This window comes from Pseudoruegeria sp. SHC-113, from assembly GCF_025376885.1.
Classification (GTDB): Bacteria; Pseudomonadota; Alphaproteobacteria; order Rhodobacterales; family Rhodobacteraceae; genus Pseudoruegeria.
This window is the reverse complement of sequence record NZ_JAHUBR010000001.1, coordinates 2,451,848-2,476,492: the sequence shown is the minus strand read 5'-3', so window position 1 is coordinate 2,476,492 and position 24,645 is coordinate 2,451,848. Positions and strand designations below refer to the sequence as shown.

Here is a 24,645-nt window from a genome sequence, read left to right as displayed (position 1 = left end):
ATGTCGCGAATAGGTTTACCCGCGCCGCGGCGCGGCGATTGTCCGTTCTACTCTGCGGCCTTCGGGGCGTAGGTTTCCGGCCGCAACTCTTCGGGCCGCCCCGGCAGGTCCAGCGCGGTTTTGCTGGGCGCGGTGCGGGCAATCACCTTGCCCTTGCGCACCACCGAAAGCCGCGTGGCGCGCAGGCGGATGGTCTCGATCGGGTCTGCGGCCTGCAGGATGTTGAAGCTCGCATCGCAGCCCACCACCAGCCCGTAGCCTTCCAGCCCCATGGCTTTGGCGGAATTCACCGTCACCGCGTCAAAGCACCAGCGCATGTCGGCGCGGCTTGAAAGCTGGCCCACGTGCAGCCCCATGAAGGCGACGTCCAGCATGTCGCCGGTGCCCAGCGAATACCACGGATCCATCACGCAATCGGAGCCGAAGCCCACGTTGATCCCGGCATCGCGCAGCTCGCGCACGCGGGTCTGGCCGCGCCGCTTGGGGTAGCTGTCATGGCGGCCCTGCAGCATGATGTTAATCAGCGGGTTGGGGATCGCGTGCATCCCGCTTTCCGCGATCAAAGGGATCAGTTTGGAGACGTAGTAGTTGTCCATCGAGTGCATGGACGTCAGGTGGCTGCCGGCCACGCGGCCCTGCAGGCCCAGCCGGATGGTTTCAGCCGCCAGCGTCTCCACGTGGCGGCTCATGGGATCGTCGGTCTCATCGCAATGCATGTCCACCATCAGCCCGCGCTCCGCTGCGATCTCACACAGCAGGCGCACGCTTTCGGCACCTTGCTCCATGGTGCGTTCGAAATGAGGGATGCCGCCGACGATCTCCACCCCCATGTCCAGCGCGCGGATCAGGTTGGCGTGGGCGGTTGGATCCCGCAGAACGCCGTCCTGCGGGAAGGCGACGAGCTGCAGATCGAGATAGGGTTTGATCGCCTCGCGCACCTCCAGCAGCGCCTGTACGCCTTTGAGTTCGTCGTCGCAGATGTCCACGTGGGTGCGGATCGCGCCCATGCCCTTGGAGACGGCCAGATCGCAGTAGCTTAGAGCGCGCGCGATGATCTGGTCGATGCTCTGCACCGGCTTCAGTTCGCCCCAGAGCGCGATGCCTTCCAGCAGTGTGCCGGAGGTGTTGAGCCGGGGCGTTCCGAGCGACAGCGTGGCGTCCATGTGGAAATGCGGATCCACGAAGGGTGGCGCGACGAGGAGGCCGGTGGCGTCGAGGATTTCACCCGCCTCATGAGGCAGGTCCGGCGCGATGGCGATGATCTTGCCGTTTGTGCAGGCGATGGACTGGCCCGTGCGCCCGTCCGGTAGGGTGGCGTTAGTGATTAGGAGGTCGAACATATTCGGGCGCTCTCGAAACGGTAGGGCGGTCCCCGGCCGCGGGAGTGGGGCTGAAAGCCCCCGCCCGTGGGGGCGGCCGGGGGCTGCCCGGCGTGCGCCGGGCGAGACGTGGTGTTTATCGTTGCCCCTTGAACCAGGGCTGCAGCAGCGCGCGGGGATAATCGGCCTTCCGGGCCACCAGCACCAGCGCGATGATCGAAAGCACATAAGGCGTCATCAGGAAGACCTGGCTCGGCACCACCGCGCCCGCTTCGGTCTGCAAGCGCACCTGCAGCGCGTCGAACATGCCAAAGAGGATCGCGCCGAAGAGCGCGCGGCCCGGGCGCCAGCTTGCAAAAATCACCAGCGCAATGCAGATCCAGCCGCGCCCGTTGACCATGCCGAAGAAGAAGGCGTCAAAGGCGCTCATCGTCAGGAAGGCCCCGCCTATGGCCATCAAAGCCGAGCCCGCCATCACCGCGCCAAAGCGCAGGCGGTAAACGGAGAGGCCCTGCGCGTTCACCGCATCGGGGTTGTCGCCCACCGCCTTCAGCGCCACCCCCAGCGGCGTGCGCGCCAGCAGCCACCAGACGGCGAGCACGGTGAAGAGCGCAAGCCACGTGAGGGCCGTCTGGCCGAAGAAGACCGGCCCGATGAAGGGAATGTCGCTCACCACGGGCCAGTTCAGCGGCTGGAAAGGGGTGATGCGCGGGGGCGAGGTGACGTCGGGCAGGGCGGTGCGGTAGAGGAAATAGCTTGCCGAGGTCGCCAGCATGGTGATGCCAAGCCCCGAGACGTGCTGGGACAGCCCCAGCGGCACCGTGAGCGTGGCGTGCAACGCGCCGAAGAACGCCCCGGCGCAGGCAGCCGCCCCGACGCCGAGCCAAAGCGGCGCGCCGAGCCAAACGGCCATCCAGCCGGCCATGGCCCCGGCGGCGAAGATGCCTTCGATGCCGAGGTTCAACACGCCCGCGCGCTCGCAGAGCAGCGCGCCCATGACGCCGAAGATCAGCGGCGTGGCGATGCGTAAGGACGCCGCCCAGAAGCTTTCGGAGAGGAAGATCTGCAGGATGTCCATCATGCCGCCGCTCCCTGGCCGAAGCGGATGCGGAAGCGCCCGAAGAAGCCGCCCACGATCACGCAGATCAGCGAAAGCGCCACGGTGAGATCGGCCAGGTAGCTCGAAACGCCCATGGCGCGGCTCATGCTGTCCGCGCCCACGAAGACCGAGGCGATGAAGAGGGCGGAGATCACCACGCCCACCGGCGAAAGCCCCGCGAGCATGGCGACAACGATGCCTGTGTAGCCGAAGCCCGGCGAGAGATCCGCCGTCAGGTAGCCCTTCAGCCCGGCGACTTCCGACACGCCCGCCAGCCCGGCCAGCGCGCCGGAGATCATGGCGACGCCCATCAGCGTGCGATTGACGTTGATTCCGGCGTGGCGCGCGGCGGCCGGGTTTGCCCCCACAGCGCGCACGCGAAAGCCCCAGGTGGAGCGCGTCAGCATCACCTGCGCCACCACCGCGCAGATCAGCGCGAGGATCAGCCCGGCGTGAATGCGCATCTTCGGCATCAGCTTGGGCAGGGCGGCGGCCTCGATGATGGGCTCGCTTTGCGGCCAGCCCAGCCCCATCGGATCCTTGAACGGGCCCTCCAGCATCATCTGCACAAAGATCAGGATGATGAAGTTCAGCAGGAGCGAGGTGACAACCTCATCCGCGCCAAACCGCGTGCGCAAATAGGCGGGGCCAACCATGCCCAGCCCGCCGGCCACGGCGCCTGCGAAGATCACCAGCGGGATCATCAAGACCATCGGCCCGTCGATCATGCCGGTGCCGACCCAGACAGCGGCCAGCGCGCCAAGATAGAGCTGCCCTTCCGCGCCGATGTTCCAGAGCCGCGCCTGAAAGGCGATGGCGGCGGCGAGGCCTGTGAAGATCAGCGGCGTGGCGCGGGTGAGCATCTCGGTGAAGGCGAAACGGGAGCCGAAGACGCCCTGCCACATCTGCTGGTAGGCTGCGCCGATGTCGGCCCCGGCGAAGGCCAGCGGGATCGCCGCCAGCGCCAGCGCCACGAGGGCGCTCGCAACGGGAACAAGGAGCCCGATCAATGGGTTCTGTGATTGTCTTTGTTCGATCTGCATCAGGCTGCCTGCCCCGCCATCAAAAGGCCGATGGCCGCGCGATCGCGGCTGTCGGTCTCGCTCAACTGGCCGGAATGCATCACGAGGATGCGGTCTGCCAGTTGAAGGATTTCATCAAGATCCTCGCTGATCAGGATCACGCCCGCGCCCTCGCGGCGCGCTGCAAGCAGGCGGCGGCCCACGTCTCCGGCAGCCCCGAAATCCAGCCCCCGCGTGGGCTGGTTGGCAAGGATCAGTTTGGGCGCGCGGTCCAGCACGCGGGCAAGGATCAGCTTCTGGATGTTGCCGCCCGAAAGCAGCGTGGCGCGGGCGGAGATACCGGGGCCGCGCACGTCGTATTCGCTTGAAAGCCGCTCGGCATTGGCCTTCATGGCGGGCTTGTTCAGAAAGCCGCGCGTCTGGATCTCCGGGTCGTCCAGCCGCTCCAGCACCATGTTTTCGGCCACGCTCATCGCCGAAATCACGCCGTCGTGGTGGCGATCTTCGGGGATGCGGCCCACCCCTGCCTTGATCATCGCGGCGGGGCTGGCGGTGGTGATCGACTGGCCCATCAGCTCCATCGCCCCGCCCATTGGCGCGGCAAGGCCCGAGATCAGCCGCGCGAGTGCGGATTGGCCATTGCCGGAGACGCCCGCGATGCCCAGAACCTCGCCCTCATGCAGGGTGAAGCTTGCGCCGTTCAGCCCGGCCCGCGCGCCTTCGCCGGGCAGGTGGACGTCCGAAAACCTCAGGATCGGTGCGCCGGGGGAGACGGTGTCGCGCTCGGGCAGTTCGGTTTCCGCCCCCACCATCATGCGGGCGATGGCGGCGCGGTCGGCGTCTGCCGTGGCCATTTCGCCCACTTTCACCCCATGGCGCAGCACGGCGATGCGATCTGAAAAACTCAAGACTTCCCGCATCTTGTGGGAAATGAAGATCACCGAGAGCCCGCGTTTGACGATGGCGCGCAAGGCGACAAACAGCCCGTCGGCCTCCTGCGGGGTGAGCACGGCGGTGGGCTCATCAAGCACGAGGATGCGGGTCTCGCGGAAGAGAGCTTTCAGGATCTCGACGCGCTGCCGCTCGCCCACCGACAGCTCGCCCACGCGGGCCTCCATCGGGACATGCAGGCCGGTGTCCTCCATCAGCTTGCGCACCTTTTCCCGTGCCGCCTTGTGATCGCGGCGGAAGGCGAAAAGCGGCTCTGAGCCGAGCAGGATGTTGTCGATCACGTTCAGGTTCTCGGCGAGCGTGAAATGCTGGTGCACCATGCCGACCCCGGCATCGATGGCGGCCTGCGGATGGCCGGGAGGCAGGCGCAGGGTGCCGCCTTTGAAATCGCTCACCTCCACATGGCCCGCATCAGGCGTGTAGTGGCCGAAGAGCATGTTCATCAGCGTCGTCTTGCCTGCGCCGTTTTCGCCCAGCAGGGCGAGCACTTCGCCCCGGCGCAAGGTCAGGCTGATCTGATCGGCCGCCAGCACGGGGCCGAACCGTTTGGTCAGCCCGGAAAGGGCCAGAACGATGTCTTTCTCCATGGGGGGCTGCCGGGCCACGCGGGGCGGCCCGGCCTTCGGATCAGTTGGAGACGGGGGAGGCGTCGTTGACGTTCACGCGGAACATCCCGTCAAGGATCTCGCGCTCCTTCTCGGCGACCTTTGTCATCACCTCTTCGGGCACCAGCGCCGGATCGGCGATCAGCGAGCCGCCGCCGTATTGCATGAAGCTGAACTGGCCGTAATCGGCGGCTTCAAAGCTGCCTTGGGCCACGGCTTCGATGGCGCGGTTGATCGTGGGCTCCATGTGCCAGATGGCGGAGCCGAGGATCGTGCCGGGGTAATCCTGCGAGGTGTCGATCACGTTGCCCACGGCCTTCACACCGCGCTCCACGGCGGCATCGGCCACGCCGAAACGCTCGGCGTACATGATGTCTGCCCCCGCATCCATCATCGCGAAAGCGGCTTCCTTGGCCTTGGGCGGATCGTACCAGCTGTCGATGAAATTCACGAGGAACTTCACATCCGGGTTCACCTCGCGCGCGCCGTCCATGAAGGCGTGCATCAGGCGGTTCACCTCGGGGATGGCGTAGCCGCCGACCATGCCGATGGTGTTGCTCTCGGTCATGGAGCCCGCGATCATGCCGGTGAGGTAGGAGGGCTCGTGGATCCAGTTGTCGAACACGCTGAAATTCGGCGCGACGGGGCCGAAGGAAGAGCCCATGAGGAAGGCGGTTTCGGGGTAGTCGGCGGCAACGCTGCGGGCGGCGCGCTCAAGGCCGAAAACCTCGCCTACGATGAGCTGCTGGCCGGCTTCCGCATACTCGCGCATCACCCGCTCGTAATCTGTGTTGGCGACGTTCTCGGAGTAGGTGTATTCGATGGCTCCGCCTTCGGCGGCTGCATTGAGCGCCTTGTGGATGCGGCTGATCCACTGCTGCTCCACGGGCAGCGTGTAGATCGCGGCGACCTTGATCTTCTCGGCGGCCGCAACGCCTGCGGCCAGCCCGGCCGTGGCGGCGACGACGGCGCCCAGAACGGCCCGGCGGCTCCAGGTGGTGAAATGACTCATGGCAGATTCCCCGTTGCTTATTGGTGTAGCTATGGCGCAAGGCTGCCTATTCTCTGACCAATCGGTCAAGGATTATCCGCCGGGCTCTGAGGCGGCTTTGCGCAGGCTGCTGAAAAGCGTCCATTTTTTCAGCGCTTGGCTGCGGCGGCTGCCCTTGGCGTTACGGAAGCTTTAAGCCAGTATCCGCTCCAAGGGCCCCGGACAGGGGCAGAGTCGGGCAGGGCAGACAGGGGGCATGCCATGAACACAGCGCAGATGCGGGCGCGGGCCGAGGCGATCTTTCAGGCGGGTGTGGCGGCGGCCGATCCCTTTGCCGCCGTGACGGAGGCGCTTTCCGAAGCCCCAGTAGCCGCGCCGGGCGCAGGCGGGCGCACGCTGGTGGTGGCCGTCGGCAAGGCGGCGATGCGCATGGCCGAGGCCGCCATGGCCCATGTGCCCGCCCCGCGCGACGTGCTGGTGGTGACGAACTATGAGAATGCAGGCGTTCTGGCGGGCGCGCAGGTCTTTGCCGCCGGCCATCCGGTGCCCGATGAGGGCGGGGCCAGGGCGAGCCAGGCGGTGCTTGACGCGCTGGACGGTCTCGGACCGCAGGACCGCGTTTTGGCGCTGATCAGTGGCGGCGGCTCTGCTCTACTGCCTGCGCCCGTGCCGGGGGTGAGCCTTACGGATAAGGCCACGGTGAACCGGCTGCTTCTCGCCAGCGGGGCCGACATCGGCGAGATGAACCTCGTGCGCCAGCAGCTTTCGCGCCTGAAGGGTGGCGGTTTGAGCGCAGCAGCCGCGCCCGCGCCGGTGCGCGCGCTGATCCTGTCGGATGTGGTGGGCGATGATCTGCGGGTGATCGCCTCCGGCCCCACGGTGGCCCCGATCGGCAGCAAGGCCGATGCCGAGGCGATCCTGAAGGAGCGTGGCGTCTGGGCGAAGCTGCCCGAGGCGGTGCGCGAGCACCTTGAAACGCTGGAGGCCGCCAACGCGCCGCCCAAGGCGCAAAACAGGCTTGTGGGCTCCAACGCGATCAGCCTCGCGGCGATGACGGCAGAGGCCGGGGCCGGGGCGATCCAGCACGAACCGGCGCTGGTGGGCGACGTTTCCAAGGCAGCTGCACGGGTGATGGCGGAGGCAAAGCGGCCCGGTATCCATCTCTTTGGCGGCGAAACGACGGTCGTGCTGAAAGGCAAGGGCCTTGGCGGACGCAATCAGGAGCTGGCGCTGCGGGTCGCGCTGCTGGCGGAGCAGGCGGGCTGGGCTGCGGGCAGCTGGGTGTTTCTGTCTGGCGGCACAGATGGGCGCGACGGCCCCTGTGATGCGGCCGGGGCCGTAGTGGACAGCGGCACGCTGGAGCGGATGCGCGCGGCAGGGGTGGACCCGAAAGCGCGGCTCGACAACAACGACAGCTACCACGCGCTGCAGGCGTCCGGCGATCTGCTGATGACGGGTGCGACGGGCACCAATGTTGCGGATTTGCAGGTGTTGATAAGGGTTTAGGCGCTAGCGGTTGAACGGGAGCGCCGACCCGAGGGGGGCGCAATCGCGCCGCCCGTTTTGCCGGAGGCAAACCTACGGTTTGACGGGGCGGGTCGGCGCGGCGCAACGGTTCCCGTTGCGCGGGGCATTTGAGTTGTGCCGCGCAACAAAACGACCGTCGTGCGTTGCTCAGTCAATCCACCGGCAGCCCACTGGGCACCCGATCGGGCCGCCCCAACGGGCGGTCAAGCGCGGTTTCGCCAGTGAGCGCATGCAGGAAGGCGACCACGTCCGAAATCTGATCCTCGCTCAGGCGCAGCGGCTCGATGTCAAGCACCGCCGCCTGCCGGTCCATCTCGCGCGCATCGGTACGGATCACGAAATCGATGGCCGAAAGCCAGGGCGCGTCGGGCAGGCGGGCATCGGCCTCCCGCCACGCGGCGCGGGCGGCTTCAGGATCGCTGTGGTGGCGCACCATCTGCTCCAGCGTGGCGTAGGCGCCGTTGTGGCCGTAGGGCGCGGTGAGCGCGACGTTGCGCAGAGAAGGCGTGCGGAAGCGGTAGGCGTCTTCCAGATCATCCGTCGCCCCCATGCGCCCCACATCGCGCGGCATGGGATCAAAGCGCCGGGTGCGGCCGGGGCCGAAGGCGGGCAGGCCGAGGGCGCGGAAGGCCTGATCGGTGAAGCGCGGCCCGGCGTGGCACCCCGAACAGCCCGCCTCGCCGAAGAACAGCGCCCGTCCGCGCTCCTGCGCATCGCTCAAGGCTGAAGTATCGCCCGCAAGCCATTGATCAAAAGGGGAATCATAGCTCTGCCACTCGGTGCCTTCAAAGGCGGCGATGGCATTGGCGATCTCCACGATGGTGACCTGCTCGGGGCTGTCGATATGATCAAACGCCTCCACGAACATCCGGCCATATTCCGGGATGATCCGCACCCGTTTGGCGATGATCGGCCATGCGGCGTCGATCCGGTCATGAACGGCCCCGGCGATCTCGTTCTCCTTCGGGTTACCGGCCATTTCGAACTGCGCCACCATCGGGAACACGGCCTGCGCGGCGAGGATCGACTCCAGCCCCTGCGGCAGCCATTCCTCGGCCGGAGAGTCAAACCCGTTACCGTAGAGATCAGAGATCTCCAGCCGCCCGTCGTGAAACAGCACCCGCACCTCTTTCGCGCCCAGATTCCAGAGCGCGGGCGCATTGCGCGGCACGCGCTTCTTGATGCGATCGCCGCCGGTGCCCGCGGTGCGCTCCGGCCCAAGCCCGACGCCGCCTTCGCCGATCCCGAGCGACAGCCCATCGGTGCCGCCCAGATCGTGGTGGTGGCACGTTCCGCAGGAGATGTTGCGGTTGCCCGAGAGGATCTTGTCGTAAAACAACAGCTGGCCGATCTTGGCCTTTTGAGGGTCGAATTCGATGAAATCTTCCGGCCCCAAACGCTTTATTTCACTGGCGGAAAGCGGTAGGCTGAGCCCCAGAAAACAAAGGAAAATCAGATGCGTAATGCTCTTCTTGCCCTGTTTCTTCTGGCGCTGCCCGCGAAGGCCGACATCGAGGAGGCGCGTGACATGATGGAGGCCGGGCAATTTGCCGAGGCGCGCGAGGCGCTCTGGCCGGCCGCGCGCTCGGGCAATGCCGATGCCGAGGAGCTGATCGGCGTCATGTACGCGCTTGGCCTTGGGGTCGAGCAGGATTACGAGCGGGCGTTTGAATGGTATCTGCGCTCCGCGCTCAAGGGCCATCCGGGGGCGCAATCCGGTGTGGGCTGGTACTACGAGGTCGGCCTCGGGATGCCTGAGCCCGACCTCATGCGCGCCTACATGTGGTATGTTCTGAGCGCCATTGGCGGCGATCCCGACGCGGCGATTTCGCAGGAGGAGGTCATCAAGAAGATGACGCAGGAGCAGATCGATAAAGCGCATGTTCTCGTCGATGATTACAGGGTCTGGATGTATCCGTTCCGCTGAATTTTCGCGGCTTTTCCTGTATTTGTATAGCGCCAGAGCGTCAGATTTCCTGTTTTCTTCGCCAGAAAACGCGGCTGCTTCGGCGTGAGACGACCCACAGCCGGAGCGCCGGCCGGTTGACAGGATTTGGTGCAACCATAAGCTTAGTCGGTATTGGTTGAGGGAGGCGTATTATGACTTGGAATTTGAAACGTATCGGCTTGGCCTGCGGGCTCATTCTCGCTGCAGGCGTGGCCAATGCCGCTGAACAGGAGGCCATTGACGGCTGTATCGATCAACTGCGCAAGGTTGGTGGGCCGGACGGGCAGGGCGGGGAAGTACTTTCATCCGAATTCTCCGAGGCGGCGACGCTGGTAACCTTGCGCGATCTGGGCGGCACCGTCTGGAGCTGCCTTGCCTACTCCGATGGCGCGGTAGAAGAACTGCGCGTCGTGAATGCCGCCGACGATGGCGAAGGCGCGATGGCGGGGGCTCCGGCTGGCGCGGGCGAAACAGTGACGGAAGCCGTGCGCTTTGCGCCCGGCACAACGGGCGCGGAGCTGACGGGCAGCCTGCCGACGGGGGCCTCCCACCGCTACACACTTGGCGCCAAGGACGGGCAATTCCTCTATGTGCGCGTCGCGGCTAAAGGCCCGGCGCTGGAGTTCCAGATCTTCAACCCGGATGGCTCTTTTCTGCTCGACATGATCTCCACGGATCAGGAGTACCGGGGCCAGCTTTGGCAATCCGGGGAGCATGTGGTGGAAGTCATCAACCGCAGCAACGAAACCCGCGGCTACAACGTCATTTTCGGAATTGAATAACACCCAAAGGCGCGCGACGTGCGCAGAACCAAAGGAGAAATATATTGAAATTTCAAACCCTTGCCGGTTTCGACCTCGCAATTGTCACGCTCGTAGCCTGTGTGGAAGAGCCTGAGCCGGGCCAGCCCGCGGTGGGCAGCGCGAGCGATCTGAGCTCATTTGAAGGCGCGCGGGCCGGTCAGGCCGAGATGGGCATTCAGGCGCTTGGCTATGAGAACGTGCGCAGTGAGGGGCTGACAAGCTATTGGTTCAACCGCTCCACCGGCGCGTGCGCGCGGATCACCACCTCGGACGGGCGCTATTCGGATGTGACGATGCTGCCTTCGGGCGATTGCTGAGCCATGCATATCAATCTGGCCCATGCGCTCGTCACCGCGCTCCTGATTTTCGCAACCTATTGGGGGCTCTATAAATTCGGCGTGTTGAAACAGGGCGAGGAGCGCAGGTTCAACTGGAAAGTTGTTGTGGCGGTGGCGCTTGTTGTTTTCGTTTTCAACCTGATCTGGCCCGCGTAGAAGGGCCCTACGCGCAGCATCCCGTCGCTTGACCTTCCCCCTGCTGGAAACACTATCTGGCAGGGAAAGGGAGCGACTAGGGAGCAAGGGCATGAGAGTCACGCGGCGCGAAACGCTTTTTGGGGCAGCGGCATCTGTGGTGGCGTCAGCAGGTGCAGTGCCCGCTTTTGCTTCCGTTGCGCAGTTTCAGCCCATCACCGCCCGTTTGGGGCGGGTTCAGATTGCGCCCGAAGGCTACCCCAAAACCGCGATCTGGGGCTATGACGGCTCGGTGCCCGGGCCTGTGATCCGGGTGCCGCAGGGCGCGCGGGTGCAGCGGCTCTTGCGCAACGAACTGGCCCAGCCCACGGCGATCCATTGGCACGGCATTCGCATCGACAACGCGATGGACGGCGTGCCCGGCATGACGCAGGAAGCGGTGCTGACAGGGGGTGAGTTTGCCTATGATTTCACCGTGCCGGATGCCGGAACCTATTGGTATCACTCCCATAACCGAAGTCAGGAGCAACTGGCGCGCGGGCTTTTCGGGCCGCTGATCGTCGAGGAGGCGGATGCGCCAGATGTGGATGCGGATGTCGTCGTCGTCGTCGATGACTGGCGGATGACAGAAGATGCGCAGATCCACGAAAGCTTCGGGCAGATGCATGATCTCTCTCACGGCGGGCGGATCGGGAATTTCACGCAAGCCTTCCTGCGCCCGCAGTTGGATCAGGTGCGCCGCCACGACCGGCTGCGCCTCCGGCTGATCAACCCCTCCACGGATCGCATTCTGACCCTTTCGCTGCAGGGCATGGACGGCTGGGTCATGGCGCTGGACGGTATGCCGCTGGGCGCGCCTGAACCGCTGGGCCAAATCGTGCTCGCCCCGGCGCAGCGGGCGGAACTTTTCGTGGATGTCACCGCAGAGGAGGGTGCTTTAGCCACGCTCGTGCAGCACGAGCGCGATGGCGGCTATGCGCTTGTCGACCTTCCGGTGGTTGTCGGCAGCCGCGCCCGACGCAACGCACCCGCGCCCTTGCCGCCGAACCCGGTGATCCTGCCGGAGGTCACCGCCGACACCCGGCGCGAACCCTTGCTTATGGAGGGCGGTGCGATGGGCGGCATGGCGCAGGCCATGCACGATGGCGAGGTGAAAACGATCCGTGAATTGGTACAGGCCGGGCAGGCCTGGGCACTGAATGGTGTGGCGGGCATGACGCGCGAGCCGTGGCTGAACCTCTCGCGCGGTGAAACCGTGCAGATCACGATGATCAACGACACCGCCTTTCCCCATGCGATCCACCTGCACGGCCACCACTTCCGCGAGGTGCTGGCGGCTGGCTATGGCCCGATGCGCGATACCATCTTGATCGAGGCCGGCGCGCGCGCCGAGGTAGCGCTTCATGCGGACAATCCCGGCAAATGGATGGTGCATTGCCACATGCTGAGCCACCAGATGGCGGGCATGATGACGTGGTTTGACGTGGCCTAAGCCGCGCACCGAAAACGAAAAAAGGCGCCGGGGTCCGGCGCCTTTCTCGTTTCTCGGTGAGAAGAAACTTACTGCAGGTCTTTCATCCGGCCCGCGTCGATGCCGGCTTCGGCTTCGGCAACGGCCTCGGTAAGGGCGGTGAAGATTTCCTCGCCGCCGTCGATGTTGGCTTTGAACCAGTCAAACACCGGGGCTGCGGCCTCTTTGAAGGCGGCTTTCTCGTCCGGAGTTGGCACGTAGAGATCGCCGCCACCGGCCACGAAATCTTCGTAGGCCTGGATGGATTTACGCTTCGGCGAGGCGAAAGTGGCCTGCTGCAGCGCGTAGAAGCCATCGACCACAACGCGGCGCATGTCTTCCGGCATGGAGAGGAACTTGTCGTTGTTCATCCACCACAGCGCGCCCATGTAGGCGTGGCCGTCGAGCGTGACGTATTGCAGGCCGGCTTCCGGGAACTTCATACCCATGATGTCGGTGATGCCGTTCTTGGAGCCTTCCACGACGCCGGTTTGCAGCGAGGTGAACAGCTCGGGCCACGGGATCGGGGTCGGCGAGGCGCCAAGCGCTTTCACCAGCTCCTGCGGCAGGTCCGCGACCACGGTGCGGATCTTCAGGCCTTCCATGTCGGACGGCATGGCCACACGGCGCTTGGTGTTGGCGAAGTTGCGCCAGCCGCCGGTGTTGCCGATCGTCATCAGGCGGATCATGCCGTTGGAATCTTCCAGCGCCATATCCCGCATCTTGCGGGTGAAATCACCCTGCATGACGGCCTCGGCCACGCGGTCATCGGCCATCAGGTAGGGCAGGTCGAGCACCTGCACGTAGGGGAAGATGCCTGCCGCGCCGCCGGAGGTGGAGACGTAGACGTCGATGGAGCCGTCGGCCACACCCTGAAGGCATTCCGCGCCGTTGCCGCAGAGCTGGGTGCCGATGAACAGCTCCACCTCGATGGCGCCGTTGGAGGCGCTTTCCACGTAGTTCTTGAAGACGACGAGACCGTCATAATCCTCGTCGTTTTCGTTGGAGTTGGCGGTGGCGCGGAGGGTGAAATCCGCGGCCGCGGCCGACATGGCGGTGCCTGCCAGCATCGTCGCCACCATGAGCGACTTGAGTGTACCCTTGAGCATGTAAAAAACCTCCCTGTTTTTTGCGTTTCGGGTCAATTCACAAACCCCGTAAGGCGGGGGATTGTCATGGAAATGGCCGGGAAATAGGTGATCAGGAAGATCACTACGATCTCGACGGCCAAGAAGGGCAGAATGGCCTTGGCGATGGTTTCGACGCGCTCGCCTGAAACCGAAGAGGCAACGAAGAGCACAAGACCCATGGGCGGCGTGGCTAGGCCCACGGTGAGGTTCACGCTCATGATGATCGCGAAATGCACCGGGTCCACGCCGAGGTCCACGAAGATGGGGCCAAGGATCGGGCCAAGGATGATGATCGCCGGGCCGGCATCGAGGAACATGCCCACGATGAACAGAAGCACGTTGATCAGGAACAGCAGGATCAGCGGGTTCTGGCTGAGGCCAAGGATGAACTCGGCAAGGATCTCCGGCGTGTGGCTGAGGCTGACGACCGTTTTGAAGGCCATGGCCGCGCCCACGAGCAGCAGCACCACGGAAGAGGTGAAGGCCGCGCGGTAGAAGATCGAGGGGATCTCGACAAAGCGGATGGTGCGTAGGACGAAAAGCCCGATCACCAGCGCGTAGAGCACGGCCACGGCGGCGGCCTCGGTGGGGGTGAATACGCCCGCAAGGATGCCGCCAAGGATGATCACCGGGGTCATCAGCGGGAAGAAGGCCTTCAGGCTTGCCTGACCACGCTCAGGCCATGTGTATTTGCGCGAGGCCACCGGGAAATCGTAGCGGTTGGCCTGGAACTTGATCATCAGCATCAGGCCGATGCCCACGAGCGCACCGGGCACAATGCCCGCAAGGAAGAGCGCGGCGACGCTTTCGCCCATCACGTAGGCATAGATGATCATGATGCCCGAGGGCGGAATGATCGGGCCGATGACGGAAGAGGCGGCGGTGATCGCAGCGGCGAAACGGCGGGTGTAGCCCTGCTTTTCCATCGCCGGGATCAGCATGGAGCCGAGCGCGGAAGTGTCGGCTACGGCGGAGCCGGAGAGGCCCGCGAAGAGCATCGAGGAGAGCACGTTCACATGGGCGAGCCCGCCGCGCAGGTGCCCCATCATGGCTTGGGAAAACTCCACCAGCCGCTCGGTGATGCCGCCCTTGTTCATCAGCTCGCCCGCGAGCATGAAGAAGGGGATCGCCATCAGTGGGAAGCTGTCCATCCCGTTGTAAACATTGCGATAGAGCAGGGCGAGGTCGCGTTCCTGCCCGTTCAGCCACAGCAGAAGGCCGGGGGCGGCGAGCATGCCGAAGAAGACCGGCAGGCCGATCATCAGGAAGACGAGGAAGAGCGGAAGAAACCAGACGAGCATATCAATCCGCTCCTGCGAGTGTGCCGGGGATCGGGCGCAGGCGTTCCGCCCCGCCCAGAAGGGAAATCAGGTTGCGCAGGATCAGCTCGATGTTGACGGAGATCAGCAGGATCATCCCGACGAAGAGCGACATATACATCCACGCCAGCTTGATGCGGATGGACTCGCCGCCGATGTACTGCAGCGGCAGGCGCAGCGAAGAGGAGTTGAACAGCCAGCCGGAATTGACGTGTTTGTAGCCAAGCTGCACGCCGACGATCAGCACCAGCAGCGACAGCACGAAGAGCGCGAGCGCCAGCAGCGCGCCCGCGCGTTTGGGCAGGGCTTGCCCGAGCATGTCGATGGCCACGAAGCCACCCTGACGATAGGCCGAAGGGGCCACGAGGCCCGTCATCCAGAGCATCATGAAGCGCGCGGCCTCATCGGGCCAGGGCAGGGCGTTATTGAGCACGTAGCGGAAGAAAACCTGCAACAGGATCGCGAAGACCATAAGGCCCACGGCCACCACACCGAACCAGCGTCCGATGCGCAGCACGATATCGTTCACCAGTTGCAGGGGCGTCAGAAGCCCGAACAACAGCGCCATGCGCCTTCCTCCCTTTGGTGCCCCGGCGGGTTCTGAGAAGCCGGAGGCTTGAAACGCGGCCGGGTGTCCTCCTCCCGGCCTGCGCCTGTTTTAATGTCCGGGCGCGAAATGCCCGAACTGGCCGCTGGAAAACAGCAGCGGTGCGCCTTCCCGCAGGGACGCGCGTTTCACGCGGCCCACGATGATCGAATGGTCGCCGCCTTCGTATTCGGCGTATTTGCGACATTCGAACCGTGCGAGGCAGCCCGCCAGCAGCGGAACGCCATCGTCGCAATCCGCCCAGTCGAGCCCATCGAATGTATGATCGGGCCGTGCAAAAGTTTCGCAAAGCTCCATCTGATCTTCGCCCAAAACATGGATCGCGAAATCCTGCGCCGCAATGAAGGCGTCATAGCGCTTGGACGCCTTGGCCGGGGACCAGAGCACCAGCGGCGGATCCAGCGAAACAGAGGCGAAGCTGTTGGCGGTGATGCCGATCGGCCCGTTTGCCGTGCGCGCGGTGACGACCGTCACGCCTGTCGCGAAGCGCCCCAGTGAATTGCGGAACGTCTTGGCGGTGTCCGGGCCGGGGGTGAAGCTTTCCATGGTGTGGGTCAGGCCTCCGTCTGCCATCAGGGCACCTCGTCTCCGAGGGCCTCGGTGTAGAGCGTGAACCAAAGCTCACGCGTCATCTCGACCTTCAGAGCATCGCCCAGCCCGCGGATGCGGTCCAGATTATTCGTCCCCAGCACCGGCAGGATGCCCGCCGGATGGGCCAGCAGCCAGGCCACGGCCACGGCGGTGGCATCCACGCCGAATTCTGCGCCGACGTCCTGCAGCATCTTGAAAAGCTTGGCATTCTCCGGCGCAAACAGCGCGCCGCCTGCGAGCGGGGACCACGCCATCGGCTTGATCTTGCGCTCCTGCAGATAGGCGAGATCGCCATTGGTGAGCGCCTCATGGGCCAGCAGGCTGATCTCGATCTGGTTGGTGACGAGCGGGCTTTCCATGTTGGATTGCAGCAGCGTCCAGTCGTGCAGCTTGAAGTTGGAAACGCCAACGGCCTTGGCTTTGCCGGAGGCCACGACCTCATCGAGCGCAGCGCCGGTTTCGGCCGGATCCATGAAGGGATCGGGGCGGTGGATCAGCAGCAGATCGACGCGATCGATTGCCATCGCCTTCAGCGAGGCCTCCAGCGAGCCGACGATATGGGCGCGGCTGGTGTCATACATCTTCACCGGCTTGTGGGCGAAAGGGCCCATCGGCAGGACGATGTCGCATTTGGTGACGATTTCCATCTTGTCGCGCAGGGAAGGGGCCACCTTCATGGCCTCGCCCATCACCGCCTCGGACTGGTAGCCGCCGTAGATGTCGGCCTGGTCAAAAGTCGTGATCCCCTGCTCAAGGCAGGCTTCGATCTTGGCCTGCACATGGGCGGGGGAGGTATCCTCGGCCTCGGCAAGCCGCCACATCCCATAGACGATGCGGGAAAATTCGAGACCTTCGGAAAGGGTTGCGCGTTTCATCAGCGGCGGACTCCTGCGCCTAGCGGCGTCATAGGTGTTTCGGTGGGCACGCGCCCATAAGCTTCGGGCAGCGAGCAGGTTTTCATCTGCGGCAGCACGCGGCTGCCGAAATGCTTGCACTCCTCGATATGCGGATAGCCCGAGAGGATGAAGGCCCGGATGCCCATTTTCTGATAGGCTTCCATCTCGCTCAGCACCTGATCGGTGGAGCCCACGAGCGCCGCGCCGCAGCCCGAGCGCGCCCGGCCAACGCCCGTCCAGAGGTGGGGCTCGATGAAGCCTTCCATATCGGCGATCTCGCGGTTCTTGGCCTGATGGCTGACGCCAAGCGAGCCCGAATCCAGCGCGCGTTCGCGGATCGTCTTGCCCTGTTCCTCGTCGAGCTTGGAGACGATGTACTGGGCGTATTCTTTCGCTTCGGCCTCTGTGTCGCGCACGATGACATGGACGCGAAGGCCATAATCGAGCGTGCGGCCATAGGCGGCGGCGCGTTCGTGCACGGCCTTCATGCGGCCGGCCAGATCGTCCTTGGTTTCCGGCCACATGAGATAGACGTCACAGTGCTGCGCACAGAGGTCGAGCGCGGCGGGGGAGTAGCCGCCGAAGTAAAGCAGCGGCCCGCCGTTTTGCTGGTAGGGTTTGGCGGGGTCGGTGGTGAGGCCTTCGAAGTTGTAGACCTCGCCTTTGTAGGTGATTTCGTCCTGCGTCCAGGCCTGTTTGAGGATCTCCACCACTTCCTTGGAGCGCTGGTAGCGGTAGGCGCTGTCGGCCACTTCGCCGGGGAAATCGGAAGAGATGATGTTGACCGTCAGGCGGCCCTTCAGCATGTGATCGAGCGTGGCCAACGTGCGGGCCAGCATGATCGGCTGCACTTCACCGCAGCGCACGGCGGCCAGCATGTTGATCTTCTCGGTGATCGGCGCGCAGCCCGCCACGAAGGAGAGCGTGTCCTGCCCGACCTGGTAGGATGAGGGGCAGAGGATGTTGCGAAAGCCCTGCGATTCGGCCTCTTTCACGATGTCGGAGCAATGCTCCCACGAGGAGCGCAAAGCGCCGTCCGGCACGCCCAGGAACTGGTAATCATCGGAGCAAAGCGCCGAAAACCACGAGACCTCCGCAGCATCGAGATCGGGCGATGTGATGGGGACGATGGTCATCTGAACTCCTCCGGGGACCTTCGAAATTTCTTCTTGCGTAGCACCCGCTTTGATGTAGATCAATGGTGTATCAATTTTTTTCCAGCGCCTCGGGAATGCCACATGAGAAGCCAGACAGCCCTGCCGCTCTACGTCCAATTGAGCGAGCTTCTGATCCGCGAGATCAGGGCAGGGCGCCTGCGTGACGGTGAGCGTTTGCCGCCCGAACGGGAGATGGCGCAGACTCTGAACACCTCGGTGGGCACCCTGCGTAAGGCTTTGGCAGACCTCACGGAAAAGGGGATGCTGGATCGCATTCAGGGTTCCGGAAACTACGTGCGCGCCAAGGAAGAGGCGATCAGCGTTTATGCCTTCCTGAAGCTCGAATTGAAGGACGGCGGCGGCCTTCCTACGGCCGAGATCCTGTCGGTAGAGCGCCTGCCCAAGCCCGCCGATTTCCCCGGTTTCGGCCCCTCGGAAGAGGGGCACCGAATCCGCCGTCTGCGCAAACTCAACGGGCAGCCCGCCGCGGTGGAGGAGATCTGGCTCGACGGCAGCCACGCCCGCCGCATCCCGCCGGAAGACCTCTCGGAATCGCTCTATCTCTACTACCGCACCCGGCTGGGCCTCTGGATCGCCCGCGCCGAGGATAAAGTGGGCGTGAGCGATGTGCCCGACTGGGCGCCCGCCGCTTTCGGCCTCGCGCCCGGCGCAGCGTCCGGTTTCATCGAGCGGATCAGCTGGTCCCGCGATGAAACGCGCGTGGAATACTCGCGCACCTGGTTTGACCACACAACCGCGCGCTACATCGCGCGCCTCAAGTAAAGCCCGACATAGGACACGACCATGACAGAGACAGTCAGTTACGGAATCATCGGCTGCGGCATGATGGGGCAGGAGCACATCCGCAACATCCAGCTTTTGCCGGGTGGCCGCGTGGAAGCGATCATCGAGCCTGATGCAGGCATGCGCGCCGAATGCGAAGCGCTGGTGCCGGGCGTGCGCTTTTGCGAGTCCATCGCCGAGCTGCTGGCCATCAAGGATCTGGATTGCCTGCTGATCGTGTCGCCCAACTACCTGCACGTCAGCCAGCTGGAAGAGATCGCCGCCACCCGTGCGCTGCCAATTCTGGTGGAGAAGCCGCTCTACACCGCCAACGAGGATGCCGCGCGGGTGCAGGCCTTCATGGAAAGCTACCCGGCGCCGGTCTGGGTGGCGATGGAGTACCGCTACATGCCGCCGGTGGCGAAGCTGCTGGAGGATGCCGAGGCGGTGACGGGCGGGATCCGCATGTTCACCATCCGCGAGCACCGCTTCCCCTTCCTGCACAAGGTGGGCAACTGGAACCGCTTCAACGCCAAATCCGGCGGCACGCTGGTTGAGAAATGCTGCCATTTCTTCGATCTGATGCGGCTGGCCCTGAAAAGCGAGCCGGTGCGGGTGATGGCCTCTGCCGGGCAGGACGTGAACCACAAGGATGAGGTCTATGAAGGCGCGGTCTCCGACATCTGGGACAACGGCTACGTGATCGTGGATTTCGCCAATGGCGCGCGCGCGATGTTGGAGCTGTGCATGTTCGCCGAGGGCTCGCGCTATCAGGAGGAGATCTCCGCCGTGGGGCCTGCGGGCAAGATCGAATGCCTCGTGCCGGGGCCGGGGCGGTTCTGGCCGAAGGATCTGGGCGAGGCGCCGGTGCCGCAGGTGATCGTCAGCCCGCGCCTGCCCAAAGGCCCGCGCGTGCTGGATATTCCGGTGGATCCCACCATCCTTGAGGCGGGCGATCACAACGGTTCCACCTTCTACCAGCACCAGAAGTTCCACGCCGTGGTGCGCGGCGAGGCTGCGCCGGAAGTCACCCTGCAAGATGGCGCGATGGCGGTGGCCATGGGGCTGGCGGCACAGGAAAGCGCGCGCACGGGGCAGGCGATTTACCTGTCGTCCTTGATGCCGGATGCGGCCAAGGCGGGCTGAGCGCCGTTGCCGCTCTGCCAGCGTGGCGGGCACGGTGTCACAATCCCGTTGCACAATGCACACGCTCTGCCAACAATGCACCGCGCTCTCTTGCGCGGTGCGTTCATTTCGGGCTAGCGGCAACCATGACTGACGAAATCAAGATCGACCCGCCACTCAACACCATTCGCGGCCTCGTGCAGGACGTCGTGGAGCATATGGATACGCTGGCTCAGCAGATCCGCGACAAGGAGGGCTCGATGGCGGTGCGCCCTTCCGACATTCGCACCCTCCAGCACATCGTGCGCCGCCCGCGCACGCTGAACGATCTCTCCGAAGCGCAAGGGATTTCCCGGCAGGCGGCCCATAGCTCGGTGCAGCGGCTGTTGGAAAAAGGGCTGATCGAGTTCGACTTCGTCGAAGGCAGCAAGCGCGACAAGGTGGCAAGCATGAGCAAGCTGGGCCACGAGCTGCGCACCAAGCATTCGCGCAGCTTCATGGCCGCCGAAGAACGCATGGCCGAGATCGTCGGGCGTGAAAAGCTGGAAGAGCTGCGCGCGACGCTGGAAAAAATCGCGCGCGAATTCTGACATCTGCTGACAGCTGAAATGCAAATGCCGCACCCGGCACAGGCTGGCCGGATGCGGCGTTTTCCGCGGTCCCTGATCCCCATCCGGGCACGCGGCAGGTCAAGCGATGTCCAGCATGCCGCTGGCGGCAAAAGCGCCTTGTTCAAGGTCTTTCCCCAGTGCCACCAAGTGGCGAGGTCATCGCTTTGCTGGGTCAGCCCCGGCGGATGCCTTCCGCAGAACTGGCGGGAAACAGGAAAACCGCCATATCTGCCATCCGCCGGAAGATCGCCAACCCTGGGAAAACGAGAGAAAACGATGGGTCATTGATCTCTGTGTCTGACAACAGGGATATGGGGCCTTCCGGCCACACTATCAACCTTGCATGATGAAGTGACGCCACGTCATTTTTGCGGTTTATTGCGAGGGCGTGGATTAGGGGGATGGCAGAAAAGAAAAAGCCCCGAACCACCGGGAGGGAAGTTCGGGGCGATCAGCCTGCCCGGAGTGAGTGACATCGGGGAATGATGCAAAGGCAGGCGGAACTTAAGTTTTGAGAGTAGGTCCGGTGCGGAGACAGGGACAGGCCTCCGCACCGGACAGGTGCCAACACGTCACTCGTTACAGGTGATCGCGCGTCCATCAGAGGGCAACGCGGAAGCTGCGATCGGTACAAACAGGACCGGTGCGAACCAGGGTGAGGGAGGAGGGTTCTGGTTCGTCACCTCTTGTTGACAAAACGGATATGGGGTGGTGGGGCAAAACCGTCAATAGGGGGTGATGAAATTTTTCAACACTTTCCGAAATTCCGTTTCAAACAGGCTTGTAATCGTTTACATAGGCAGAAGTCAGCCCATGACCCCCCCGCATCCCGGCAAGGTTTGGCCGAAGGCCGCCGCCGCGGGGCTGTAGGCTGACGGCGAAACGCGACGCGAGGAGGCACAGCGCCATGGCCGACAATCCGATTCTGCGGGGGTTCAACCCCGATCCTTCGATCTGCCGGGCGGGCAGCACCTATTACATCGCCACCTCCACCTTCGAATGGTATCCGGGCGTGCGCATCTACCGGTCCGAGGATCTGGACCACTGGGAGATCGCGGCGATGCCGCTGGATCGCGCCAGCCAGCTCGACATGCGCGGCAATCCCGATTCCGGCGGCATCTGGGCGCCCTGCCTCTCCTATGCCGACGGGCTGTTCTGGCTCGTCTATACCGACGTCAAGCGGATGGATGGCAACTACAAGGACGCCCACAACTACGTTGTCACCGCGCCCAGCATCGAGGGGCCGTGGTCCGATCCGGTCTACCTGAACTCTTCGGGCTTCGATCCCTCGCTGTTTCACGACGACGACGGGCGCAAGTGGCTCCTGAACGAGATCTGGGATCATCGCGGCACGCAGGCCCACCGCGATCCGCCGCGCGGGCTGTTCGGCGGCATCGTCGCGCAGGAATACAGTCCTGAAGAGGGTCGTCTGATCGGCGAGCGGCACACGCTCTATCACGGCAGCCCGCTGGGGATGACGGAAGGCGCGCATCTGTTCAAACACGCGGGCCGCTACTATCTCTGCACTGCCGAAGGCGGGACGGGCTATGAGCACGCTGTCACCTATTCCCGCGCGGATGCGCTGACGGGCCCTTACGAAACCCACCCCGAAGATCACGTGCTCACCGCGCGGTTTGCACCAGAAAACGCGCTGCAGCGGGTCGGCCACGGCCAGCTTGTCAGCACACCGGACGGGCGCTGGTTCCACACCTTCCTCTGCGGCCGCCCCTTGCCGGGGCGCAACCAGTGCCAGATGGGGCGAGAAACCGGCCTTGAGGAGGTCGAATGGCGCGCCGATGGCTGGCTTTACCGCAAGGGCGGCGGCATGGCGCCATCCGGCAGCGGGGCGCCGATCGCAGAGGATGTGACTTTTCCCTTTGCGCAAGGCCCTTTGCCGATGGATTTCCAATGGCCGCGCAGCCCGGAAGCCGACCGGCTCTTCTCCTTCACCGCGCGCCCCGGCTGGCTGCGCCTCTTCGGACGCGAGGGCCTTGGCAGCTGGTTCGAACAGGCGCTGGTGGCCCGCCGCCAGACGGAGGCCCATTGCAGCGCCGAGGTGGAGCTTGAGTTCACCCCGGCCGATTTCCAGGCGCAAGCCGGGCTCACCGCCTATTACAACCGCCACAAGCTGCATTACCTCTGCCTGAGCCGCGGCGATGACGGCGCGCCGGTGCTGATGATCCAGTCCTGCGCGGGCGATTGGCCCGAGGGGGGCTTGAGCTTCCCCATCGGCGATGGCATCGCGGTGCCGGAGGGCCCGCTTGCGCTGGGGCTCGACATCCGGGGTGCGGTGCTGCAGTTCCGCTACCGGCTGCCGGGCGGTGCGTGGCAGGAGATCGGCCCGGAACTGGATGCCGGGGTGCTCTCGGATGAAGGCGGGCGCGGGGAGCATTCGAGCTTCACTGGCACCTTCCTTGGGATGGCGGCGCAGGATCTCTCTGGGCGCGCCGCACCTGCGGATTTCCGCAACTTCCGCTACCGGTCTGGCGCGGCGGCAAGCTAAGGGGCGCTTGCAGGCAGGCGGCTGCTGCCCCTATCCTGAAAAAAACAGGGCAAGGGTGGCAGATGGTGGCAAATCAAAGGCTGAGTCGGGTGTTCGCGGGGGCTTTGGCCCTCTCCGTGGGGCTGGCCGGCTGCACCTACGTGCCGTTCGATCCACCGCCGCCCGCCTCCCGCGCCGCGCCGCCGGCACAGGTCGGTAATGTCGCCAAGGTCAACCGCGATCTGCGGCGCGACGTGCCGGGCAAATCCGTCTTCGTGCCCATGGCCGACGGCAATGACGCGCTCGCCGCCCGGCTGCGCCTGATCGAGGATGCGCAAGAGACGCTGGATCTGCAGTATTTCCTTGGCAAGCCCGATCAGGCCGGGGCGCTGATCGGCCTGAAACTGCTCGAGGCAGCCGAGCGGGGCGTGCGCGTCCGGCTCCTGCTGGATGATGTGTTCACCACCAGCACCGACACTCAACTCGCCGTGCTGGACAACCACCCCAATCTCGAGCTGCGCATCTTCAACCCGATGAGCCGCCGGTCACCCACTGTGGTCAACTACCTGCTGGATTTCGGCCGGGTGAACCGCCGCATGCACAACAAGCTGTTCATCGCCGATGGCGGCGCAGCGATCATCGGCGGGCGCAACATCGCGGATGAATATTACCAGCTCGATACCTCCTCGGAATTCGCCGATTTCGACATGTTCGTCGCCGGCCCCAGCGTAGCGGCCATGTCGGAGGCCTTTGATCTGTTCTGGAACGACGCGTGGTCAGTGCCCGTCAATCGGCTGAACGTGCGCGTCACCGAAGAGGAGCTGACTGAGGCGCGCCGGGCGTTCGAACGGCGGGCGGCAACAGCGGAAGCCGGGATCTACCGCAAGGCGATGCAGGCCCCGATCCTGCGCGAGCTGCGCGAGGGCAAACGGTTCCTGTCCTTTGGGCATGCGAAACTCGTCACCGATCCGCCTGACAAACTGCGCGTGCGGGTGACGGACGGCGAGCGGACAACCTCGGATGCGCTTTTCAACCTCATGGGCAATGCCCGCGAGGAGGTGATCCTCTACACGCCCTATTTCGTGCCGCAGGACTATGGCACTGATTTCTTCGAACGACTCGCTGCAACAGGCGTGAAAGTGCGCGTGGTCACAAATTCGCTCGCCGCCACCAACCACGCCTATGTGCATGGCGGCTACACACCCTACCGCAAACGGCTCGCCGCCGCCGGTGTTGAGCTCTACGAGGTGCGCTACGATGCGCCTACGATTTTGGGCGAAGTGCCGCCGGAGTCTCCCATCCGCCTCACGATGCACACCAAAGCCGCCGTGGTTGACCGCCGTTACGTCTTCGTCGGCTCGCTCAATTTCGATCCGCGCTCGATCAAGGTGAACACCGAAGTGGGCATGTTCATCGACGATCCCGTGAGCGGTGCGCGCTTTGCCAAGGCCTTTGACGAGGGCATCGACGATTACACCTACCAGGTAGAACTGGATGAGAAAGGAAACCTGCGCTGGCGCTACACCGGCGCCGGGCGCAACGAGCTTTATACCCGCGAACCGGACGCAAGCTTCTTCGCGCGCTTCCTCGCGGGTGCCGCGCGCTTCCTTCCAGTGGAAGGCCAGCTGTAACCTCTCGCGAGGCTACCGCCTCGCGCGCAGGTTTCATGCGCGGCGCTGCCCCGCACGCAGGTTAG

At 64.5% G+C, this 24,645-nt stretch carries 23 protein-coding genes; 11 read left to right on the top strand and 12 right to left on the bottom strand.

Annotated elements, in window-relative coordinates; all coding sequences use genetic code 11:
- Positions 1–47 precede the first annotated feature (47 nt).
- The 5 genes from KVX96_RS12220 to KVX96_RS12200 form a co-directional block, all read right to left on the bottom strand.
- Complete coding sequence (locus KVX96_RS12220; RefSeq protein WP_261194761.1) at positions 48–1,340, bottom strand: amidohydrolase family protein; 1,293 nt, start codon at positions 1,338–1,340, stop codon at positions 48–50.
- Between the two features lie 115 nt (positions 1,341–1,455).
- Complete coding sequence (locus KVX96_RS12215; protein ID WP_261195448.1) at positions 1,456–2,397, bottom strand: ABC transporter permease; 942 nt, start codon at positions 2,395–2,397, stop codon at positions 1,456–1,458.
- The gene (locus tag KVX96_RS12210; RefSeq protein WP_261194760.1) at positions 2,397–3,461 is read right to left on the bottom strand and encodes an ABC transporter permease; all 1,065 of its coding nucleotides are present in this window, start codon (positions 3,459–3,461) and stop codon (positions 2,397–2,399) included. The genes KVX96_RS12215 and KVX96_RS12210 overlap by 1 nt, the downstream gene beginning before the upstream one ends.
- Complete coding sequence (locus tag KVX96_RS12205) at positions 3,461–4,978, bottom strand: ABC transporter ATP-binding protein (RefSeq protein WP_261194758.1); 1,518 nt, start codon at positions 4,976–4,978, stop codon at positions 3,461–3,463. Before KVX96_RS12205 ends, KVX96_RS12210 begins: the two co-directional genes overlap by 1 nt.
- Positions 4,979–5,018: 40 nt before the next feature.
- Complete coding sequence (locus tag KVX96_RS12200) at positions 5,019–6,008, bottom strand: BMP family protein (protein WP_261194756.1); 990 nt, start codon at positions 6,006–6,008, stop codon at positions 5,019–5,021.
- A gap of 240 nt (positions 6,009–6,248) precedes the next feature.
- Here KVX96_RS12200 and KVX96_RS12195 point away from each other — a divergent pair, with 240 nt between their 5' ends.
- Entirely contained in the window at positions 6,249–7,493 is a 1,245-nt protein-coding gene (locus KVX96_RS12195; protein ID WP_261194754.1) for a glycerate kinase, read from the top strand.
- A gap of 172 nt (positions 7,494–7,665) precedes the next feature.
- Here KVX96_RS12195 and KVX96_RS12190 read toward each other — a convergent pair whose 3' ends face one another.
- Positions 7,666–8,919, bottom strand: coding sequence for a cytochrome-c peroxidase (locus KVX96_RS12190; protein ID WP_409977124.1), 1,254 nt, complete (start codon positions 8,917–8,919; stop codon positions 7,666–7,668).
- A gap of 51 nt (positions 8,920–8,970) precedes the next feature.
- Here KVX96_RS12190 and KVX96_RS12185 point away from each other — a divergent pair, with 51 nt between their 5' ends.
- The 5 genes from KVX96_RS12185 (at position 8,971) to KVX96_RS12165 (ending at position 12,230) form a co-directional block, all read left to right on the top strand.
- A complete protein-coding gene (locus KVX96_RS12185; protein WP_261194753.1) occupies positions 8,971–9,441 on the top strand; it encodes a tetratricopeptide repeat protein in 471 nt (156 codons plus the stop codon).
- A gap of 173 nt (positions 9,442–9,614) precedes the next feature.
- Complete coding sequence (locus KVX96_RS12180; RefSeq protein WP_261194752.1) at positions 9,615–10,244, top strand: hypothetical protein; 630 nt, start codon at positions 9,615–9,617, stop codon at positions 10,242–10,244.
- 44 nt (positions 10,245–10,288) lie between these two features.
- Positions 10,289–10,582, top strand: coding sequence for a hypothetical protein (locus KVX96_RS12175; protein WP_261194751.1), 294 nt, complete (start codon positions 10,289–10,291; stop codon positions 10,580–10,582).
- 3 nt (positions 10,583–10,585) lie between these two features.
- Positions 10,586–10,759 carry a hypothetical protein gene (locus KVX96_RS12170; RefSeq protein WP_261194750.1) on the top strand — a complete coding sequence of 58 codons (174 nt, stop codon included), beginning with the start codon at positions 10,586–10,588 and terminating at the stop codon, positions 10,757–10,759.
- A gap of 157 nt (positions 10,760–10,916) precedes the next feature.
- Positions 10,917–12,230, top strand: coding sequence for a multicopper oxidase family protein (locus KVX96_RS12165; RefSeq protein ID WP_261194749.1), 1,314 nt, complete (start codon positions 10,917–10,919; stop codon positions 12,228–12,230).
- Between the two features lie 68 nt (positions 12,231–12,298).
- Here KVX96_RS12165 and dctP read toward each other — a convergent pair whose 3' ends face one another.
- From dctP to KVX96_RS12135, 6 genes are all read right to left on the bottom strand, one after another.
- Positions 12,299–13,357 carry a TRAP transporter substrate-binding protein DctP gene (dctP, locus tag KVX96_RS12160; RefSeq protein ID WP_261194748.1) on the bottom strand — a complete coding sequence of 353 codons (1,059 nt, stop codon included), beginning with the start codon at positions 13,355–13,357 and terminating at the stop codon, positions 12,299–12,301.
- 32 nt (positions 13,358–13,389) lie between these two features.
- Positions 13,390–14,679, bottom strand: coding sequence for a TRAP transporter large permease (locus tag KVX96_RS12155; RefSeq protein WP_261194747.1), 1,290 nt, complete (start codon positions 14,677–14,679; stop codon positions 13,390–13,392).
- Position 14,680: 1 nt separating this feature from the next.
- Positions 14,681–15,265: a TRAP transporter small permease gene (locus KVX96_RS12150; RefSeq protein WP_261194745.1), complete on the bottom strand. Its 585-nt coding sequence runs from the start codon at positions 15,263–15,265 to the stop codon at positions 14,681–14,683.
- A 90-nt stretch (positions 15,266–15,355) separates the two neighbouring features.
- Positions 15,356–15,877, bottom strand: a complete 522-nt coding sequence (locus KVX96_RS12145) for a flavin reductase family protein (protein ID WP_409977106.1) — start codon at positions 15,875–15,877, stop codon at positions 15,356–15,358.
- Positions 15,877–16,770: an aldo/keto reductase family oxidoreductase gene (locus KVX96_RS12140; protein WP_261194743.1), complete on the bottom strand. Its 894-nt coding sequence runs from the start codon at positions 16,768–16,770 to the stop codon at positions 15,877–15,879. Before KVX96_RS12140 ends, KVX96_RS12145 begins: the two co-directional genes overlap by 1 nt.
- On the bottom strand, positions 16,770–17,927 hold the full coding sequence (locus KVX96_RS12135) for an LLM class flavin-dependent oxidoreductase (RefSeq protein ID WP_261194742.1): 1,158 nt from the start codon (positions 17,925–17,927) through the stop codon (positions 16,770–16,772). The genes KVX96_RS12140 and KVX96_RS12135 overlap by 1 nt, the downstream gene beginning before the upstream one ends.
- Positions 17,928–18,029: 102 nt before the next feature.
- Between KVX96_RS12135 and KVX96_RS12130 the strand changes: the two genes are divergently transcribed.
- The 5 genes from KVX96_RS12130 to KVX96_RS12110 all read left to right on the top strand — a co-directional run bounded on the left by KVX96_RS12130 (position 18,030) and on the right by KVX96_RS12110 (position 24,580).
- Positions 18,030–18,731 (top strand): GntR family transcriptional regulator, encoded by a 702-nt coding sequence (locus tag KVX96_RS12130; protein WP_261194740.1) that lies wholly within the window; start codon positions 18,030–18,032, stop codon positions 18,729–18,731.
- Positions 18,732–18,752: 21 nt separating this feature from the next.
- Positions 18,753–19,877, top strand: coding sequence for a Gfo/Idh/MocA family protein (locus KVX96_RS12125; RefSeq protein ID WP_261194739.1), 1,125 nt, complete (start codon positions 18,753–18,755; stop codon positions 19,875–19,877).
- Between the two features lie 125 nt (positions 19,878–20,002).
- Complete coding sequence (locus tag KVX96_RS12120; RefSeq protein WP_261194738.1) at positions 20,003–20,446, top strand: MarR family winged helix-turn-helix transcriptional regulator; 444 nt, start codon at positions 20,003–20,005, stop codon at positions 20,444–20,446.
- A gap of 928 nt (positions 20,447–21,374) precedes the next feature.
- Complete coding sequence (locus KVX96_RS12115) at positions 21,375–22,970, top strand: glycoside hydrolase family 43 protein (RefSeq protein ID WP_261194737.1); 1,596 nt, start codon at positions 21,375–21,377, stop codon at positions 22,968–22,970.
- Positions 22,971–23,032: 62 nt separating this feature from the next.
- On the top strand, positions 23,033–24,580 hold the full coding sequence (locus KVX96_RS12110) for a phospholipase D family protein (RefSeq protein WP_261194736.1): 1,548 nt from the start codon (positions 23,033–23,035) through the stop codon (positions 24,578–24,580).
- The last annotated feature ends 65 nt before the right edge of the window (positions 24,581–24,645 follow it).

What these genes read in the sequence shown, in the direction of transcription:
- KVX96_RS12180 (WP_261194752.1), top strand. Translation starts at nt 9,615, where the DNA reads ATGACTTGGAATTTGAAACGTATCGGCTTGGCCTGCGGGCTCATTCTC.
- KVX96_RS12145 (WP_409977106.1), bottom strand. Translation starts at nt 15,877, where the DNA reads ATGGCAGACGGAGGCCTGACCCACACCATGGAAAGCTTCACCCCCGGC.
- KVX96_RS12220 (WP_261194761.1), bottom strand. Translation starts at nt 1,340, where the DNA reads ATGTTCGACCTCCTAATCACTAACGCCACCCTACCGGACGGGCGCACG.
- KVX96_RS12150 (WP_261194745.1), bottom strand. Translation starts at nt 15,265, where the DNA reads ATGGCGCTGTTGTTCGGGCTTCTGACGCCCCTGCAACTGGTGAACGAT.
- KVX96_RS12135 (WP_261194742.1), bottom strand. Translation starts at nt 17,927, where the DNA reads ATGACCATCGTCCCCATCACATCGCCCGATCTCGATGCTGCGGAGGTC.
- KVX96_RS12115 (WP_261194737.1), top strand. Translation starts at nt 21,375, where the DNA reads ATGGCCGACAATCCGATTCTGCGGGGGTTCAACCCCGATCCTTCGATC.
- KVX96_RS12155 (WP_261194747.1), bottom strand. Translation starts at nt 14,679, where the DNA reads ATGCTCGTCTGGTTTCTTCCGCTCTTCCTCGTCTTCCTGATGATCGGC.
- dctP (WP_261194748.1), bottom strand. Translation starts at nt 13,357, where the DNA reads ATGCTCAAGGGTACACTCAAGTCGCTCATGGTGGCGACGATGCTGGCA.
- KVX96_RS12110 (WP_261194736.1), top strand. Translation starts at nt 23,033, where the DNA reads ATGGTGGCAAATCAAAGGCTGAGTCGGGTGTTCGCGGGGGCTTTGGCC.
- KVX96_RS12210 (WP_261194760.1), bottom strand. Translation starts at nt 3,461, where the DNA reads ATGCAGATCGAACAAAGACAATCACAGAACCCATTGATCGGGCTCCTT.
- KVX96_RS12200 (WP_261194756.1), bottom strand. Translation starts at nt 6,008, where the DNA reads ATGAGTCATTTCACCACCTGGAGCCGCCGGGCCGTTCTGGGCGCCGTC.
- KVX96_RS12125 (WP_261194739.1), top strand. Translation starts at nt 18,753, where the DNA reads ATGACAGAGACAGTCAGTTACGGAATCATCGGCTGCGGCATGATGGGG.
- KVX96_RS12130 (WP_261194740.1), top strand. Translation starts at nt 18,030, where the DNA reads ATGAGAAGCCAGACAGCCCTGCCGCTCTACGTCCAATTGAGCGAGCTT.
- KVX96_RS12170 (WP_261194750.1), top strand. Translation starts at nt 10,586, where the DNA reads ATGCATATCAATCTGGCCCATGCGCTCGTCACCGCGCTCCTGATTTTC.
- KVX96_RS12185 (WP_261194753.1), top strand. Translation starts at nt 8,971, where the DNA reads ATGCGTAATGCTCTTCTTGCCCTGTTTCTTCTGGCGCTGCCCGCGAAG.
- KVX96_RS12140 (WP_261194743.1), bottom strand. Translation starts at nt 16,770, where the DNA reads ATGAAACGCGCAACCCTTTCCGAAGGTCTCGAATTTTCCCGCATCGTC.
- KVX96_RS12205 (WP_261194758.1), bottom strand. Translation starts at nt 4,978, where the DNA reads ATGGAGAAAGACATCGTTCTGGCCCTTTCCGGGCTGACCAAACGGTTC.
- KVX96_RS12215 (WP_261195448.1), bottom strand. Translation starts at nt 2,397, where the DNA reads ATGGACATCCTGCAGATCTTCCTCTCCGAAAGCTTCTGGGCGGCGTCC.
- KVX96_RS12195 (WP_261194754.1), top strand. Translation starts at nt 6,249, where the DNA reads ATGAACACAGCGCAGATGCGGGCGCGGGCCGAGGCGATCTTTCAGGCG.
- KVX96_RS12120 (WP_261194738.1), top strand. Translation starts at nt 20,003, where the DNA reads ATGACTGACGAAATCAAGATCGACCCGCCACTCAACACCATTCGCGGC.